General features: G+C 72.8%; 15 protein-coding genes. 6 read left to right on the top strand and 9 right to left on the bottom strand.

The genetic code is table 11. The features are described from left to right. Window positions 1-31 precede the first annotated feature (31 nt). Entirely contained in the window at window positions 32-937 is a 906-nt protein-coding gene (locus DMB38_RS10335; protein WP_125934924.1) for a LysR family transcriptional regulator, read from the bottom strand. An 88-nt stretch (window positions 938-1,025) separates the two neighbouring features. On the opposite strand from DMB38_RS10335, the gene DMB38_RS10330 reads away from it, so the two are divergent. Further along, entirely contained in the window at window positions 1,026-1,979 is a 954-nt protein-coding gene (locus DMB38_RS10330; protein ID WP_125934923.1) for an EamA family transporter, read from the top strand. Here DMB38_RS10330 and DMB38_RS10325 read toward each other — a convergent pair. The 7 genes from DMB38_RS10325 to DMB38_RS10295 form a co-directional block, all read right to left on the bottom strand. Then, window positions 1,951-2,406 (bottom strand): carboxymuconolactone decarboxylase family protein, encoded by a 456-nt coding sequence (locus DMB38_RS10325; protein WP_125934922.1) that lies wholly within the window; start codon window positions 2,404-2,406, stop codon window positions 1,951-1,953. The genes DMB38_RS10330 and DMB38_RS10325 overlap by 29 nt on opposite strands. A gap of 34 nt (window positions 2,407-2,440) precedes the next feature. Beyond that, complete coding sequence (locus tag DMB38_RS10320) at window positions 2,441-3,337, bottom strand: sigma-70 family RNA polymerase sigma factor (RefSeq protein ID WP_125934921.1); 897 nt, start codon at window positions 3,335-3,337, stop codon at window positions 2,441-2,443. 113 nt (window positions 3,338-3,450) lie between these two features. Further along, the gene (locus DMB38_RS10315; protein WP_125934920.1) at window positions 3,451-4,434 is read right to left on the bottom strand and encodes a hypothetical protein; all 984 of its coding nucleotides are present in this window, start codon (window positions 4,432-4,434) and stop codon (window positions 3,451-3,453) included. Next, on the bottom strand, window positions 4,419-5,051 hold the full coding sequence (locus DMB38_RS10310) for a hypothetical protein (protein WP_240662098.1): 633 nt from the start codon (window positions 5,049-5,051) through the stop codon (window positions 4,419-4,421). The genes DMB38_RS10315 and DMB38_RS10310 overlap by 16 nt, the downstream gene beginning before the upstream one ends. A gap of 253 nt (window positions 5,052-5,304) precedes the next feature. Continuing rightward, complete coding sequence (locus DMB38_RS10305) at window positions 5,305-6,102, bottom strand: sugar phosphate isomerase/epimerase family protein (protein ID WP_125934918.1); 798 nt, start codon at window positions 6,100-6,102, stop codon at window positions 5,305-5,307. Between the two features lie 282 nt (window positions 6,103-6,384). Beyond that, entirely contained in the window at window positions 6,385-7,305 is a 921-nt protein-coding gene (locus DMB38_RS10300) for a helix-turn-helix domain-containing GNAT family N-acetyltransferase (protein WP_125934917.1), read from the bottom strand. Window positions 7,306-7,434: 129 nt separating this feature from the next. Beyond that, entirely contained in the window at window positions 7,435-8,478 is a 1,044-nt protein-coding gene (locus DMB38_RS10295; RefSeq protein WP_125934916.1) for a LacI family DNA-binding transcriptional regulator, read from the bottom strand. Between the two features lie 248 nt (window positions 8,479-8,726). Between DMB38_RS10295 and DMB38_RS10290 the strand changes: the two genes are divergently transcribed. The 3 genes from DMB38_RS10290 to DMB38_RS10280 are packed head-to-tail and all read left to right on the top strand — an operon-like array spanning window position 8,727 to window position 11,916. Next, a complete protein-coding gene (locus DMB38_RS10290) occupies window positions 8,727-9,896 on the top strand; it encodes a Gfo/Idh/MocA family oxidoreductase (RefSeq protein ID WP_125934915.1) in 1,170 nt (389 codons plus the stop codon). Further along, window positions 9,893-11,068: a dihydrodipicolinate synthase family protein gene (locus tag DMB38_RS10285; protein ID WP_125934914.1), complete on the top strand. Its 1,176-nt coding sequence runs from the start codon at window positions 9,893-9,895 to the stop codon at window positions 11,066-11,068. Before DMB38_RS10290 ends, DMB38_RS10285 begins: the two co-directional genes overlap by 4 nt. Next, window positions 11,065-11,916, top strand: coding sequence for a sugar phosphate isomerase/epimerase family protein (locus DMB38_RS10280; RefSeq protein ID WP_125934913.1), 852 nt, complete (start codon window positions 11,065-11,067; stop codon window positions 11,914-11,916). The genes DMB38_RS10285 and DMB38_RS10280 overlap by 4 nt, the downstream gene beginning before the upstream one ends. Window positions 11,917-12,026: 110 nt before the next feature. Here DMB38_RS10280 and DMB38_RS10275 read toward each other — a convergent pair whose 3' ends face one another. Further along, complete coding sequence (locus DMB38_RS10275) at window positions 12,027-12,623, bottom strand: DUF937 domain-containing protein (RefSeq protein WP_125934912.1); 597 nt, start codon at window positions 12,621-12,623, stop codon at window positions 12,027-12,029. Between the two features lie 282 nt (window positions 12,624-12,905). Here DMB38_RS10275 and DMB38_RS10270 point away from each other — a divergent pair, with 282 nt between their 5' ends. Both DMB38_RS10270 and DMB38_RS10265 read left to right on the top strand, forming a co-directional pair. Next, window positions 12,906-15,122, top strand: a complete 2,217-nt coding sequence (locus DMB38_RS10270) for an ATP-dependent RecD-like DNA helicase (RefSeq protein WP_125934911.1) — start codon at window positions 12,906-12,908, stop codon at window positions 15,120-15,122. A 169-nt stretch (window positions 15,123-15,291) separates the two neighbouring features. Then, window positions 15,292-16,581 (top strand): citrate synthase, encoded by a 1,290-nt coding sequence (locus tag DMB38_RS10265; RefSeq protein ID WP_125934910.1) that lies wholly within the window; start codon window positions 15,292-15,294, stop codon window positions 16,579-16,581. The last annotated feature ends 274 nt before the right edge of the window (window positions 16,582-16,855 follow it).

The raw sequence follows: 16,855 nt of genomic DNA, 5'->3' as shown, positions 1-16,855 counted from the left end.
CCGGACGTACGGGAGCGGTGGCCCCCTGCCGTCAGCCGACCCGTTCCTTCCACTCCCGACGCAGCAGCCGCACCGCCTCCCGGATCGCCGGCCGGCGTGCGGCGCCCGTACGCCACAGCGCGTACACCCGCCGCACCGGCACCGGCTCCAGCGGCACCGCGACCACCCCGGCCGGCAGCGGACCGCGGCCCAGCCGCGGCACCAGCGCGATGCCCAGGCCGGCCGCGACCAGCGCGAGCTGGGAGGCGTACTCGGCGACCTGGTAGGCGAGATCCGGCTCGTGGCCTGAGGTGCGCAGGGTGCGTACGAGCCAGTCGTGGCACGTCGAGCCGGGCGGCTGGCAGATCCAGCGCTCGCCCACGAGATCCGCCCGGACGAGCCCGTCGCGCCCGGCGAAGGGGTGGCCGGCCGGGACGCAGATGTCGCACAGGTCGTCGCCGATGGACGCCAGCTCCATCCCCTCGGGGGTGGGCAGCGGGGCGATGTCCCAGTCGTGGGCGACGGCGAGGTCGGCCACCCCGCGGGTGACCATGCCGGGGGAGAGGTGCGGGTCGGCCTCCAGCATGCGGGTGTCGAGCGCCGGGTGCTCCGCGGCGAGGGCGGCGAGCGCCGCGGGCAGCAGCCCGCGGGCGGCGGTCGCGAAGCAGGCCACCGTCAGCCGGCCCATGGGCCGGCCGCGGCGCTCCTCCAGCGAGGTCTCGGCCTCCTCGACGATCGCGAGCAACTGCTCCGCCGTGGCGGCGAGGTGCTGGGCGGCGTCGGTGAGCGTCACCCTGCGGCCGCGGCGCTCCAGCAGCGGCGTGCGGGTCTCGCGCTCCAGCTTGGCGATCTGCTGGGAGACGGCGGACGGCGTGTAGCCGAGGGCGGCCGCGGCGGAGCCGACGGAGCCGTGGACGGCGACGGCGTGCAGCGCGCGGAGCCGGGACAGATCGAGCATGGCCACTCCCAGATTTCAGCGTTCCTACATCCAATCATGAAGTAATACGTGCTGGTGCTTCACGGTCGTCCGGCCCGATCCTGGGTGCATGCGCCCGCTGCACATCGCACTCGCCGTCCTCGTCGCCTTCTTCTGGGGCCTGAACTTCGTCGTCATCGAGGTGGGGCTCGACCACTTCCCGCCGCTGCTCTTCACCGCCCTGCGCTTCCTGGTCGCGGCGCTGCCCGCGGTGTTCCTCGTCGGCCGGCCGCAGGTCGCGTTCAAGTGGATCCTGGCGGTCGGGCTGGTGCTGGGGGTGGCGAAGTTCGGGCTGCTGTTCGTCGGCATGGAACAGGGGATGCCGCCGGGGCTGTCGTCGCTCGTACTCCAGATCCAGGCGGTCTTCACGGCGTGCATCGCGGCGGCGGTACTGGGGGAGCGGCCGGGGCGGGTGCGGCTGGCCGGCATGGGCGTCGCGCTGTGCGGGGTGGCGCTGGCCGCGGTGGACGAGGGCGGCTCCGGGCCGCTGGGGGCGTTCGCGATCGTGCTGGCGGCGGCGTTCTGCTGGGGCATCTCGAACGTCATCATGCGCAAGGCCGCGCCGCCGGACGGGCTGCGCTTCATGGTGTGGGTGTCCTGCGTGCCCGTGCTGCCGCTGCTCGCGCTGTCGCTGGTGTTCGAGGGACCGGAGCGGGACTGGGAGGCGCTGCGGTCGCTGGACTGGGCGGGCGCCGGCGCGGTCGTCTACATCGCGTGGATCGTCACGATATTCGGCTTCGGCGTGTGGGGGTACCTGCTGCGTACGTACGACGCCTCGACGGTGGCGCCGTTCTCGCTGCTGGTGCCGGTCGCGGGGATGTCCTCGGCGGCGCTCTTCCTGGGCGAGGAGATCACGGGGCTGCGCTGGGTGGCGGCGCTGCTGCTGGTCGGCGGGGTGGCCGTGACGTCGCTGGGCGGCGGGCGGCGTGGTGCGCGCACGCACGGGAGCGGGGGCGGGGACCGCCGGGGCGGCCCCCGCCCGCCGCGGGACGACGTCAGGCCGGCGCGGGTGCCGGCCGGTTGACGAGCGCCACGTTCATCCAGAAGCCGGCCGCGGCGAGCAGCAGCATCAGCGTGGCCATCGCCTTGCCGTCGTAGTGCTTCGCGACCTCGGCGTACAGGTCGTCCGGCACGCGCTCCCCGCCGTGCGCGGCGGGGCGGAAGACGGCGTCGGTCAGTGCCAGCGCGGCCCGCTCGGCGCCGGTGAAGCACGGCGCGTCCCGCCAGGTCGCCACGGCGGCGATCCTGTCCTCGGACTCGCCCGCCGTACGCAGGTCGACGGAGTGCCGCAGTACCTGGTAGGTGCTGCCGACGATCTGGCCGGCACGGAGATACACCAGGCTGACGGTGGCCGCCGGCACCGAGCCGTTGCCGAGGGCCTTCGTCATCGTGCCGGCCAGTTCCTGGATCTCGGGCAGGTGCGCGTTGGCGTCGGGGATCCGTGAACCCACGGTGTCCTCCCTCGTGGTCGGGAAACCTGTCGCCCTATGAGCCCTCGCGCACCGGCGATGTGACGGGCGGCCTGGAGATTCCGGCGACGGCGGCGAAGCGGCGGACCAGCTCGGGGTCGCGGATCCCGTCGATGGCGGCGATCCGGTCGCCCGCGACGGTGAAGACGAGCACCGCGAACGGCCGGCCCTCGATGGTGATCAACCCGCCGACCGCGCCGTCGACCACCACCGGGTGCAGCCGGCCGCCGTACGGGCCGCGGGCCTGCCCGGCCACGGCCGCCGCGCCGCGGACGACGACACGCCGGCCGTCGTCCCCGAAGCCGGTGGTCAGCACGACGTCGGGGTCGAGAATCCGGACCAGGGCGTCGAAGTCACCGGCCCGTGAGGCCGCGTAGAAGGCGTCGACCACCTTGCGCTGCCGTGCCAGGTCCGGTTCGGGCGACGGCGCTTCGGCGCCGTTCATCCGTCGCCGTGCCCGGCTGGCCAGTTGCCGTGCCGCGGCCGGCGTGCGGCCCAGGATGCGCGCGATCTCGTCGTACGGCAGCGCGAACATGTCGTGCAGCACGAACGCCAGCCGCTCGGCCGGACCGAGCCGGTCGAGCACCACGAGCAGGGCCAGCCCCACCGAGTCGGCCAGCAGCGCTTCCTGCTCGGGGTCGAGCGCGCCGTCCGGGGGCACGGCCGGCCCGGTCGCGCGCGGCTCATCCCGCCGCCGGGAACGGAGGATGTGCAGGCACTCCCTGGCCACGACGGTGGTCAGCCAGCCGCCGAGATTGCCGATCCCCTCCCCGCCGGAACGCCAGAGCCGCAGCCAGGCGTCCTGAACCGCGTCCTCGGCCTCGGCCGCCGATCCCAGCATCCGGTAGGCCACGGCACGCAACCGCGGCCGGTGCTGCTCGAACCGCTCGGCCAGCCGCTCGGTCTCCTCCATCGCTCACGTCATCCCCTCGTCGAGACTCGGAGATATGAGCCCGCCGGGGCGGCGGATGTGACACGGGCCGGCGCGCCGCCGCGGGCGACGGCCGCCGGCTCCGGCTCAGCCGCTCAGCGCACCACCGTCTGGATCTCCTTGACCGTCACCGGGATTTCGGTGGTCGACTGGCCGTCGGGGAAGTCCTCGTGCACGGGCGTCCCGTCCGGGCTCCCGGTCGGGTTCCAGTTGACGTTCCAGGTGAGCGAGGCTTCCAGCTCGTACGTCCCCTCGCCGGAGGACTTGCGGTACGTGATGTTGCAGCCGGCGTCCTCGGTGTCCACGGCGAACCCGCCGCCCTTGCGCACGAGGTCGTACTCGCAGACGTTCGGATCCGCGTACTCCGTGCCGGCCTCCAGCCGCAGCCGCTGCGGGGTGGCGACGGTGGTGGCGGCGATCCGCTCCATGCCCGGCGGGTCGATGAAGGCGGTGACCCAGACGCGCTGCAACTCGGCCGGGTCGAGCACGGCGAGGGTCTCCAGGTTCACCACCTGGCGGTCGGCGTTGGGCTTCAGGTCCACCGGCGGGGCGGGCAGCTCGGTCTCGTTGTACGCGAGCGCCGCCAGGGTCTCCGGGTCGATCACGTCGGTGTTCGGCTCCGCGGGCTCCTCGGGCCCGATGAACATGAAGGACTTCGTCGCCGGGCACTCCTCGGCCGTCACTCCACCCTCCTTCGGGTAGGACAGCTCCCACCAGAGCCCTTCCTTGTCCTTGCGGAGGTCGAAGGTGCTGTCGTCGGTGACGAGTTCGGAGATCGCCGAGGTGGCGTTGTGCTCGGCGTTGTAGGTCTCGTGGACGTAGTCGTCCATCTGGTCCGGCGTGTAGCGCGGCTCGTACCAGCACGACGGCGGCGACCAACTGCCGCCGATCGGCGTCATGGGCGAGGTCTCGCCGGAGCCCGGGCTGCTGTGGGTGAAATCCACCCGGGAGCCGATCTGGTCGGAGCCGCCCTGGCCCGTCCCGTCGCCCGCGGTCGCGGGTCCGGCCGCCGCGAGGGCGAGGGCCGCGCCGGCTATGGACACCGCCGCCGTACGCCTGGTGCTCAGGAGGTTCCGCACTGCGCTGCTCCCTGTTCGTCGGACTCGTGGACCATCTGCCAGCGGCCGTCTGCCGTCTTGCGCATCGTCGAGACGTGCCGGATGAAGTCGTCGGCGCTCGGCTCGGTCTTCAGCACCTTGCCGGAGTCGGCGATCTTCGCGTACGAGTTCGTCTGGTCCTCGCAGTACACGACGGACGCCACGTCGCCCTTCCGCGAGGTGACTTCGCGGTCGTAGTAGCGCACGGTGCCGGAGACCGTCTTGCCGTCCTTGACGAACTCGTCGATGCCCGCGCGCCAGCCCAGCAGGGCGTCGCCGCCGAGGTACCGCTCCAGGACGTCCAGGCGCGGGTCCTGCTTCGCGTAGCCGAGGCGTATCGACTGCACGGCGTAGCCGTGGTCGCGCAGGATCGCGTCCTCGGCGGCGTCGCCCGTCGGCTCGCTCTCCACCTCGACCTTGACGTCGTCGGGGAAGTCGAACTCCGGTGCGTCGGCGCCGTCGTCCGCGGCCGGGGACGGCGAGGCGGACGAGGACTCCTCCGACTCCGTGGCGGTTTCCTTCGCGCCCGTGATCCGGTCCGGTTTGTCGTCCGACGACCCGCACGCCGTCAGCAGCGTGACCGCCGCTGCCAGTGCCACGGCACTCGCCGGTGCGCAGAGCTTCATGACGGATCGAACCCCCGTTTCCCCGTGTGCATGTGCAAGTCGCGCCTCAGCGTAGGCAGCGGCGCAAGGATTAGGCCAGTCGGCCCCTTGGTTTCACAACCGTCCTGTGACACAAGGCCGTCGGGGACCCGGCTCCGGCATCCGTGCCGAGGTGCAACGTTGCGCGATCACCCGCGGTCGCGGGCCGCCCGCCGGTGCCGGGCGCGCGCCGGGGAGGGCCGCCTATTCAGGCCACGTCGGCCAGCAGCCGGAGCAGATGCTCGCGGCCTCCGGCCAGCAGCGGCGCGAGCTCCCGGGCCTCGGGGAACCAGCGCTTCTCGTACTCCCAGCAGAGCCAGCCGTCCCAGCCCGCCTCCGTGAGCACCGCCAGGCACTCCGCCAGCGGGACCGTCCCCTCGCCCAGCGCCAGCGGCGCCAGCTCCTCCCGCGACGCCGCGTCCTTGACCTGCACGTAGCCGAGGTACGGGGAGAGCGCCGCGAAGGACTCCTGCGGCTCCTCGCCGCCGAGCCAGGTCTGCATCACGTCCCACAGCGCGCCGGTGGACTTGTGCCCGACGCCGTCCAGGATGCGGGCCACGTCCGCGCCGGTGCGGTGCGAGTCGTGCGTCTCCAGGAGCACGCGCACGCCGAGGTCCGCGGCGTACGGGGCCACGGCGGCGAGCCGCCGCGCGGCGGTGGGGTCCGCCTCCACGGCCGGCTGCTCCCCGCCGCGCGGGAAGACCCGGACGTGCGCGGCGCCCAAGTCCCGGGCGAGCGCCAGCAACGCGCGGATCTCGGTGACCACCGGCTCGTCGTCCCCGGCCGCGGCGACGCCCGCGTAGCCCGCCACCGTCAGGATCTCCACCCCGGCCGCGGCGAACTCCTCGACCACGTCGGCCCGCTCCCCGATCCCCAGCCCGGTGTGCACGGGCTCCTCGGGGTGACACCGCAGCTCCACGCCCTGGTAGCCGCTGTCGCGGGCGAACCGGGCGACCTCGGCGACGGGGAGCTGAGGCATGCCGAGGGTGGAGAAGGCGAGTCGCATGCCGTGAGTCGATCAGACCCCACCGCACCTGGCAACCCCGCAGCCACCTCCCCCGGAGCCCCGTCCGCGCCCGGGCCGTACGTCTGCCCACGCCCGGCCGCATCCGGCCGCCGCGCGCCCCGGACCCGGACGTTCGGCCGCCCGGCGGAAGCACCCTCGGTACGCCCTCGCCCCCCATAGCCGGACGCCCGCGCTCACCCCGCCCCGATCCGATCCGCCCTGCCCTGCCCGGCCACCGCCACCACCGCGGTCGCGCCCGCGGCGGCCATCCGGCTGAATCCGTCAGAGCGTCAGCCGCCAGTCCTGGCCCACCAGGTCGGCCCCGTAGCTGTGGTGCGGCTTCTCGGCCACCAGCTCGAACCCCGCCCGCTCGTAGAGGCGGCGGGCGGATTCCAGCACCGAGTTCGTCCACAGCACCAGCTCGCGGTATCCCGCCTCACGGGCGAAGCGGACGCACTCGTCGACCAGCCGCGCTCCCAGCCGGTGTCCCCGCACCTCCGGGTCCACCAGCAGCAGCCGCAGCCGCGCCGTCTCCGGAGCGTCGTCCCGCACGCACATGACCGTGCCGACCGGGCGGCCGCCCAGGTCCGCTATCCAGGTGCGCTCGCACGACGGGTCCCGCTGCGCGGCGTGGTCCGCGACGATCCGGGCCACCAGGGCCTCGAAGTCCGCGTTCCACCCGTACTCCTGCGCGTACAGCTCGCCGTGGCGCTTGACGATCCAGCCCAGCTCGCCGGGGCCCGGCTCGCGCAGCTCGGCCTCCTCGACCGGGCTCGGCACGACCGACTCCGACAGCAGCTCCCGCACCGTGCTCATGGCGGCCGCCAGCCGGGCGCGCCGTTCCAGCGGGACCTGCGCCAGCAGCGTCCCCACCTGCTCGCGCGAGCGCTCTTCCAGCAGATGCGCCGCCTCCCGCCCCCGCGGCGTCAGCTCCACCCGCTGCCGCCGCGCGTCGGCGGCCGACGGCCCGCGCGTGATCAGGCCGTCCTTCTCGAACTTGCCGAGCAGCCTGCTGAGGTACCCCGCGTCCAGCGTGAGCGCCCCGCGCAGGTCCGCGGCGTCGGCCTGCCGGGCATAACTCAGCTCGTAGAGCACGCGGGCCTCGGTGAGCGTGTACGGCGTGTGGAGCTGGCGGCTGTAATCGAGGGCGCCGATCAGATTCGTATAGAAGCGGTTGAACGAGCGGATGTCCTCGACGGTCACGGGAACCCCACCTCCTGGCGCGCACATTTCTTTGACTGAGTCAAAGATACCCCCATGCGCCGACCCCGTGCAGAGTTATCCACAGACCGTGTCGAGCGGTCGGATGATCGACCTGACGCCCGGCTTCCGCTACGCCCGCGGGGCGGCCGTCGATGCCCGCGCCACCAGCTCCGCCGGCACCATGTAGCGCCCGTCCGCCGGCGACTCCTCCCGCCCCAGCGCCAGCCGCGCCGCCCGCGCCGCCGCCTCCTGCAGCGGCAGCCGCACCGTCGTCAGCGCCGGCGTCGCGTCCGCGCTGAACGGCAGGTCGTCGAAGCCCGCCACGGAGATGTCGCCGGGGATGTCCAGACCTTTCTCGCGGAGCGCCGCGCAGATGCCCAGCGCCACCGCGTCGTTCGAGCCGACGATGGCCGTCAGGCCCGGCTCCCGGTCCAGCAGTTCGAGCGCGCCGTCGTAGCCGGACTTCCGGGAGTACGGGCCGTGCACCGTCAGCCGGCCGAGCTCGCCGGCGTCGCCGCCGAGACCGTGGGCGGCGAGCGCGGCCCGGTGGCCTTCGAGGCGGTGCCGGGTGGTGGTGCGGTCGGCGGGGCCCGCGACGTAGCCGATGCGGCGGTGGCCGAGGGAGATCAGGTGCTCGGTGAGCCGGCGCCCGCCCTCGCGGTTGCCGAACTCGACGGCGAACGCGGAGCCCTCGGGCGCGGCGCTCGCCGGCCGGCCGAGGAGGACGACCTGCGTGCCGTTCGCTGCGAGCCGCCCCACCTTCGCCGCGCTGGCCGCGGCGTACTCGGGCGTCTCGACGGCGCTTCCGGTGATCACGACGGCGGCGGCGCGCTGGCGCAGCAGGAGCGTGAGGTAGGTCAGCTCGCGCTCCGGGGAGCCGCCGGTGTTGCAGACGACCGCCAGTTTCTCGCTGCCCAGCTCGGACTGCACGGCGCTGGCCATGATGCCGAAGAAGGGGTCGGCGACGTCGTTGACGAGGACGCCGACGAGGTCGGAGGTGGCGGCGGCGAGCGCGCTCGCGGGGCCGTTGATGACGTAGTCCAGCTCGTCCACGGCGGCGAGCACGCGCGCGCGGGTGGCCTCGGCCACCGGGTAGTTTCCGCTGAGCACCCGGGAGACGGTCGCGGCGGAAACGCGGGCGCGTGCCGCGACGTCCGCGAGGGTGACTGCCATCGCTCTGCCTCCCGTTGGGTACGACGTTCCGGCCCGGTGGCCGGAATCCCCCGGGGCCCGCGCGGGCCCCGCCCGGCGCCGGTCGCCGGTCCGAACTGTGAGCGGAAGTCTTGCACGTCGCGGCGCCCGCGTCGCGAGAGTGGCAGGAGTGTGCACGCCTTTGTCCGTACCCGGTCGGGCTCTTGCGCTGCAGGCCGGGCGGGGATAGCTTTCTCCCGGGGCAGAAAGCGCTTACTATGGGAGACCAGATGCCACGTAGGACGCTGCGTATCGCCATGAACGGCGTCACCGGCCGGATGGGGTATCGGCAGCACCTCGTCCGTTCGATTCTTGCCATTCGCGAGGAAGGCGGGCTGGATCTCGGCGGTGGCGACGTGCTGTGGCCCGAGCCGGTCCTGGTGGGTCGCAGGGAGCACGCGCTGGAGGACATCGCCCGCCGGCACGACCTGCCGGAGTACACCACCGACCTCGACGCCGTCCTCGCGGACGACTCCGTGGAGCTGTACTTCGACGCCCAGGTCACCTCCGCCCGCGAGGAAGCGGTGAAGAAGGCCGTCGCGGCCGGCAAGCACATCTATGTGGAGAAGCCGACCGCCACCTCCGCCTCCGCCGCCCTCGAACTCGCCCGGATGGCCCAGGACGCGGGCATCAAGCACGGCGTGGTGCAGGACAAGCTGTTCCTGCCGGGGCTGCTGAAGCTCAAGCGCCTCATCGACGGCGGCTTCTTCGGCCGCATCCTGTCGGTCCGCGGCGAGTTCGGCTACTGGGTCTTCGAGGGCGACTGGCAGCCGGCCCAGCGGCCCTCCTGGAACTATCGCGCGCAGGACGGCGGCGGGATGGTGCTGGACATGTTCCCGCACTGGGAGTACATCCTGCACGAGCTGTTCGGCCCCGTACGCAGCGTGCAGGCCCACGTCACCACGCACGTGCCGCGCCGCTGGGACGAGCACGGCGAGGCGTACGAGGCGACGGCGGACGACGCGGCGTACGGCATCTTCGAACTCGCCGCGCCCGGCGGCCCCGTCGTGGCGCAGATCAACTCCTCCTGGACGGTCCGCGTCCACCGCGACGAGCTGGTCGAGTTCCAGGTCGACGGCACCGAGGGCTCCGCCGTCGCGGGCCTGCGCGGCTGCCGCGTACAGCACCGGGCGGCCACGCCGAAGCCGGTGTGGAACCCCGACCTGCCGGTCTCGGAGAGCTTCCGCGACCAGTGGCAGGACGTGCCGGACAACGCCGGGCCCGCCGGGTTCGCCAACGGCTTCCGCGCCCAGTGGGAGCTGTTCCTGCGGCACCTGATGCTCGACGAGCCGTACCACTGGGACCTGCTCGCGGGCGCGCGCGGGGTGCAGCTCGCCGAGCTGGGCCTCAAGGCCGCCGCGGAGGGGCGGCGCGTCGAGGTGCCGGAGCTGGCCCGATGACGACGATCCGGCTGCCCAGGCCCGGGGGCGTGCTCGAGGCGTACGAACCGCGCGCGGAGCCCGCTCCGGCGCTCGCGACCGGCGGCCCGCGCCCCTCCTCCCGTACGGTCTTCGCCGCCGCGCACGTCGTCGCCGACCCGTACGCGGACTCCAGCCCCGGCGACCCGGACAGCCCCGCCGCGGTCGACTGGGACGCCACCCTCGCATTCCGCCGCCACCTGTGGTCCCACGGTCTCGCCGTGGCCGAGGCCATGGACACCGCGCAGCGCGGCATGGGCCTCGACTGGACCCGCGCCGCCGAACTGATGCGCCGCTCCGCCGCCGAGGCCAGGGCCCACGGCGGCCGCGTCGCCTGCGGCGCCGGGACCGACCAGCTCGCGCCCCGGGGCGCGACCCTCGCCGGCGTGCGCGCCGCCTACGAGGAGCAGCTCACCCTCGTCGAGGACGCGGGTGCGCAGGCGGTGCTCATGGCCTCCCGCGCGCTGGCGGCGTGCGCCCGCGGGCCCGAGGACTACGTGGAGACGTACGGCGCGCTGCTGCGGCAGGCGCGCGAGCCGGTGATCCTGCACTGGCTGGGCGACATGTTCGACCCGGCGCTCGCGGGGTACTGGGGCAGCTCCGATCTCGACGCCGCCACCGGCACGTTCCTCGACGTCATCGCCCAGCACCCGGACAAGGTCGACGGCGTCAAGGTCTCCCTCCTCGACGCCTCGCGCGAGGTGGACCTGCGCCGCAGGCTGCCGCGCGGGGTGCGCTGCTACACGGGTGACGACTTCCACTACCCCGAGCTGATCGAGGGTGACGAGCACGGCTTCAGCCACGCCCTGCTGGGTGTCTTCGACCCGCTCGCCCCGCTGGCCGCCGAGGCGGTTCGGACCCTCGACACCGGCGACGCGGCCGGCTTCCGCAAGATCATGGACCCGACGGTGCCGCTGGCCCGCCACCTCTTCCAGGCCCCGACGCGCTTCTACAAGACGGGCGTGGTGTTCCTGGCCTGGCTCGCCGGCCACCAGAGCCACTTCACGATGGTCGGCGGGCAGCAGTCGGCCCGCTCCCTGCCGCACCTCGCGCGCGCGTACGAACAGGCCGACGCCCTCGGTCTGTTCCCCGACCCGCAGCTCGCGGCGGAGCGCATGACCTCCTTCCTCGCCGTCCACGGAGTCGCCCTGTGAGCACCGGACAGCCGGCCGGCGGGCCGGCCCGCCTCAGCCTCAACCAGGAGACCATCAGGCAGTGGTCGCTCCCCGAGCTCGCGGACGGCTGCACGGCGGCCGGGGTGCGCGGCGTGGGGCTGTGGCGCGCGCCCGTCCAGGAGTTCGGGGTGGAGGCCGCGGCCAAGCTGTTCCGCGACGCCGGGCTGACGGTGACGAGCCTGTGCCGCGGCGGGTTCTTCACCACCGGCGACCCGGGGGAGCGGGCCACGGCCCTCGACGACAACCGCCGCGCCATCGACGAGGCCGCCACGCTGGGCACGGACACGCTCGTGCTCGTCTCCGGCGGCCTGCCGGCGGGCAGTCGCGATCTGCACGGCGCACGGGAGCGCATCGCGGATGCCCTGGGCGCCCTCGCGCCGTACGCGGCGGAGCGCGCCGTGCGGCTGGCGATCGAGCCGCTGCACCCGATGTACGCCGCCGACCGGTGCGTGGTCTCCACCCTGGCCCAGTCGCTCGACCTGGCCGAGCGCTTCCCGGCGGACCGGGTGGGCGTGGTGGTGGACACGTACCACCTGTGGTGGGACGACACGGTCGCGGCGCAGATCACGCGCGCGGGGGAATCCGGCCGGATCGCCGCCTTCCAACTGGCGGACTGGGTGACGCCGCTGCCGGAGGGGGTGCTGCTGGGGCGGGGCCAACTGGGCGAAGGGAGCGTCGACCTGCGCTGGTTCCGGGAGCGGGTGGACGAGGCGGGGTACGCGGGCTTCGTCGAGGTCGAGATCTTCAACCCGGGGCTGTGGGCGCGCGACGGCGCGGAGGTGCTGGCGGAGATCGTCGAACGGTACGAGCGGCTGGTCGTGCGCTGAGCGGCCGGCCGGTGTGCCGTTGACGGTGTGTCGTCGGGTCGCGGCGGCCGGTCCGGGCGGCGGCGGGTTCCGGGCCGCTCGTCGGATACGGGCCGGTCCCCGCCGTGCCGTCAGGCGCGGTGGCGCCCGCCGCCGTAGGACTGCCCGCCGCCGAAGAGCCGTGCCAGCGCGCCGAGCGTCCCGCCCGGCCTGCGGGTCGCCTGCTGCTCCTCCCTGAGCATCTCGGCCAGCCCGTCCGCCCCGACGTTGCGGTTCCGCGCGGCCCGGGAGACGGCGGCCATGGCGACCGGGGTGAGGATCTTCAGCGCCCGGGACACCTGCGCCATGGGGATGCCCGTGCGCTGCGAGACCGCGCGGGCCACGGGCATGCTCGTCCTGCCGACGATCGTCGCCAGCATCCCGCCGCCGAGGGCACTCCCGGCGAAGGTCCCGGCGCCCGCCGGCGCGGTCGCCCCCTTCGCCGGGCGCGCGCCCGCTGCCGCGCCCGCGGGCGTCGCCCCCTGAGCCTCGTCGAGCGCCTGCTCGACCTCGTGCGCTCCGTGCGGAGTGGCGGCCTCTTCGGCGAGCGAGCCGGTGAGGGCGGCGACCGTCTCGCCGACGACCCGCTTCGCGCCCCGGCTGCCGGTGCCCAGCTCGGTGGCCACCTGGTGCAACTGCTCCGTGCCGAGGTCGTCCAGGACGGATTTGTGTACCGGTCTGTCCCTCATGCCGGAAACGTTACGGCCGATCACCGATGTCGGCACGTCGGGTTACAGATCGATAAAGTGCCGAAGCCGTGCAACCCTTCGCCGTCGATCGGGGTCGTATAGGGCATCAGGCTTCCCGGGGGGAGTACCAGGGGGGTGGGGGAGCCTTCGGAGGGGGACACGCGAGGGGGCCCGGCCGCAGAGGCCGGGCCCCCTCGCTGCGCCCGTCACGGGTTGTCCACAACCGGCGAGTAGTCCACAGGCCGGTCCGCGATGTCGGGGCCCGGCGATAGCGTCTTTCCCATGACGCAACTGGCGGTGGTGGAGGGGGTCCTCGAGCGGATCACGTACGCCAACGAGGACAACGGGTACACGGTCGCCCGCGTCGACACCGGCCGCGGCGGCGGCGATCTCCTCACGGTCGTCGGCGCCCTCCTCGGCGCCCAGCCCGGCGAGTCGCTGCGCATGGAGGGCCGCTGGGGCTCCCACCCGCAGTACGGCAAACAGTTCACCGTGGAGAACTACCGAACGGTCCTCCCCGCCACCGTCCAGGGCATCCGCCGGTATCTCGGCTCGGGGCTGATCAAGGGCATCGGGCCCCGCATCGCCGAGCGCATCGTCGACCACTTCGGCGTCGACACCCTCGACGTCATCGAGGAGGATCCCGCCCGGCTCGTCGAGGTCCCCGGCCTCGGCCCCAAGCGGACGAAGCTGATCGGCGCCGCCTGGGAGGAGCAGAAGGCGATCAAGGAGGTCATGCTCTTCCTCCAGGGCGTCGGCGTCTCCACGTCCATCGCCGTGCGGATCTACAAGTCGTACGGGGACGCCTCCATCTCCGTGGTGAAGAACGAGCCGTACCGGCTGGCGGCCGACGTCTGGGGCATCGGCTTCCTCACCGCCGACCGGATCGCCCGCTCCGTCGGCATCCCGCACGACAGCCCGGAGCGGGTGAAGGCCGGCCTTCAGTACGCGCTGTCGCAGTCCTCCGACCAGGGCAACTGCTTCCTGCCCGAGCAGCAGCTCATCACCGAGGCGGTCAAGCTGCTCCAGGTCGACACGGGCCTGGTCATCGACTGCCTGGACGAGCTGGTGAAGGAGGAGGGCGTCGTCCGGGAGACGGTGCCCGGGCCGGCCGGTCAGGAGGCCGTGCAGGGGATCTACCTCGTGCCGTTCCACCGCGCGGAGGTCTCCCTGGCGGCCCAGTTGCTGCGCCTGCTGCGCACCGAGCGGGACCGGATGCCCGCCTTCCAGGATGTCGACTGGGACCGGGCGCTGAGCTGGCTCGGCGGTCGCACCGGCGCGGAGCTGGCGCCCGAGCAGGAGCAGGCGGTCCGGCTGGCGCTGACGGAGAAGGTCGCCGTGCTCACCGGTGGCCCGGGCTGCGGCAAGTCGTTCACGGTCCGCTCGATCGTGGAGCTGGCCCGGGCCAAGCGGGCGAAGGTGGTGATGGCGGCGCCCACGGGCCGCGCGGCCAAGCGGCTGGCGGAGCTCACCGGCGCCGAGGCGTCCACGGTCCACCGGCTGCTGGAGCTGAAGCCGGGCGGCGACGCCGCGTACGACAGGGACCGCCCGCTCGACGCCGACCTGGTCGTCGTCGACGAAGCCTCGATGCTCGACCTGCTGCTGGCGAACAAGCTGGCCAAGGCGGTGCCGCCGGGGGCGCACCTGCTGCTCGTCGGCGACGTCGACCAACTGCCGTCCGTCGGCGCCGGGGAGGTGCTGCGCGACCTGCTGGCCGAGGGCGGTCCGGTGCCCGCGGTCCGGCTGACCCGGATCTTCCGCCAGGCCCGGCAGTCCGGCGTGGTGACGAACGCGCACCGCATCAACTCCGGGGTCCAGCCCCTCACCCAGGGCCTCGCCGACTTCTTCCTCTTCGCCGAGGACGACACGGAGGCCGCCGGCCGGCTGACGGTGGATGTGGCGGCGCGTCGGATTCCGGCCAAATTCGGCCTCGACCCGCGCCGCGATGTGCAGGTCCTCGCCCCCATGCACCGTGGCCCCGCGGGCGCCGGCGCGCTCAACGGGCTGCTCCAGGAGGCCGTCACCCCGGGCCGCCCCGGGTTGCCGGAGAAGCGCTTCGGCGGCCGTACGTTCCGCGTCGGCGACAAGGTCACGCAGATACGGAACAACTACGAGAAGGGGAGCAACGGGGTCTTCAACGGCACCGTCGGCGTCGTCACCGCCCTGGATGCCGACGAGCAGCGGCTGACGGTGCTCACGGACGAGGACGAGGAGGTGCCGTACGACTTCGACGAGCTGGACGAGCTGACGCACGCGTACGCCGTCACCATCCACCGTTCGCAGGGCAGCGAGTATCCGGCGGTGGTGATCCCCGTCACCACCGGCGCCTGGATGATGCTCCAACGGAACCTGCTGTACACGGCCGTCACCCGGGCCAAGAAGCTGGTCGTGCTGGTCGGCTCCCGCAAGGCCCTCGGCCAGGCGGTGCGGACCGTTTCCGCAGGCCGGCGTTGCACGGCGCTGGATCATCGGCTGCGTGGGCGAGTGGGTCTCCCATAACGCGCTCCGACAGGGCACGATGGTCCGTATGTGGCACGCAGTGCCGTATGTTGATCCGGCAGCCGACCCCGAGTGCACGGAAGAGCTCCGCATGGGGGAAGCTGGAGGGTAGTCAGGGCACCTCAAGCACACCTCAAAGAAGAGGCACGATACGTCGGGTGAGGACAGAGTGAGCGACAAATCTGCAGTACTTCGGTACGGCGACGGCGAGTACACCTTCCCGATCGTCGACAGCACCGTCGGTGACACCGGCGTCGACATCGGAAAGCTGCGCTCCCAGACCGGGCTGGTGACCCTGGACAGCGGCTACGGCAACACCGCGGCGTACAAGTCGGCCATCACCTATCTGGACGGCGAGCAGGGGATTCTGCGTTACCGCGGCTACCCCATCGAACAGCTCGCCGAGCGCAGCACGTTCCTGGAAGTCGCGTACCTGCTGATCAACGGTGAGCTGCCCAGCGTCGACGAGCTGTCGGTGTTCAAGGGCGAGATCACCCGCCACACCCTCCTGCACGAGGACGTCAAGCGCTTCTACGACGGCTTCCCGCGGGACGCACACCCGATGGCGATGCTGTCCTCCGTGGTCAGCGCGCTGTCGACCTTCTACCAGGACAGCCACAACCCGTTCGACGAGCAGCAGCGGCACCTGTCGACGATCCGGCTGCTGGCCAAGCTGCCGACGATCGCGGCGTACGCGTACAAGAAGTCCGTCGGCCATCCGGTGGTCTACCCGCGCAACGACCTCGGGTACGTCGAGAACTTCCTGCGCATGACCTTCTCGGTGCCCGCCGCCGAGTACGACCTGGACCCGGTCGTGGTCAGCGCGCTCGACAAGCTGCTGATCCTGCACGCCGACCACGAGCAGAACTGTTCGACCTCCACCGTGCGGCTGGTCGGCTCTTCGCAGGCCAACCTCTTCGCCTCCATCTCGGCGGGCATCAGCGCGCTCTGGGGGCCCCTGCACGGCGGCGCCAACCAGAGCGTGCTGGAGATGCTGGAGGGCATCCAGGCCACGGGCGGCGACGTCGACACCTTCATCCGCAAGGTGAAGAACAAGGAAGACGGCGTGAAGCTCATGGGCTTCGGGCACCGCGTCTACAAGAACTTCGACCCCCGGGCGAAGATCATCAAGGCGGCGGCGCACGATGTCCTCTCCGCGCTGGGCAAGTCCGACGAGCTGCTGGACATCGCCCTCAAGCTGGAGGAGCACGCGCTCGCCGACGACTACTTCGTCGAGCGCAAGCTGTACCCGAACGTCGACTTCTACACCGGCCTCATCTACCGCGCCATGGGCTTCCCGACCGAGATGTTCACGGTGCTCTTCGCGCTCGGGCGGCTGCCGGGCTGGGTCGCCCAGTGGCACGAGATGATCAAGGAGCCCGGCTCCCGGATCGGCCGTCCCCGGCAGATCTACACCGGTGAGGTGCTGCGAGACTTCGTCCCGGTCGAAGAGCGCTGAGCTGCCGGCCACCCGCACGCCGGCACGACGCACGAGAACGCGAAGGCGCCCCGTCTGCGATCCCCCCACGGATCAGTCGACGGGGCGCTTCGCTCTCCCGGCCCCGGTAAGGGCCGGGCGCCTTCATGCCGCCGGGACGCCGCCGCGGGAGGGGCCGCTCAATGCTCCTCGCACGTGCCGTCCCGGCCTCGTGCACGTCGACTCCGCCGGGTGTCGACGTCACCCGAATAGACACGCGAATGGCGCCGATGGTTACCCCCCGATCAGTGTGATC

The organism is Streptomyces sp. WAC 06738, assembly GCF_003945505.1.
In the GTDB taxonomy this organism is placed as follows: domain Bacteria; phylum Actinomycetota; class Actinomycetes; order Streptomycetales; family Streptomycetaceae; genus Streptomyces.
This window is presented reverse-complemented; position numbering and strand designations above follow the sequence as displayed.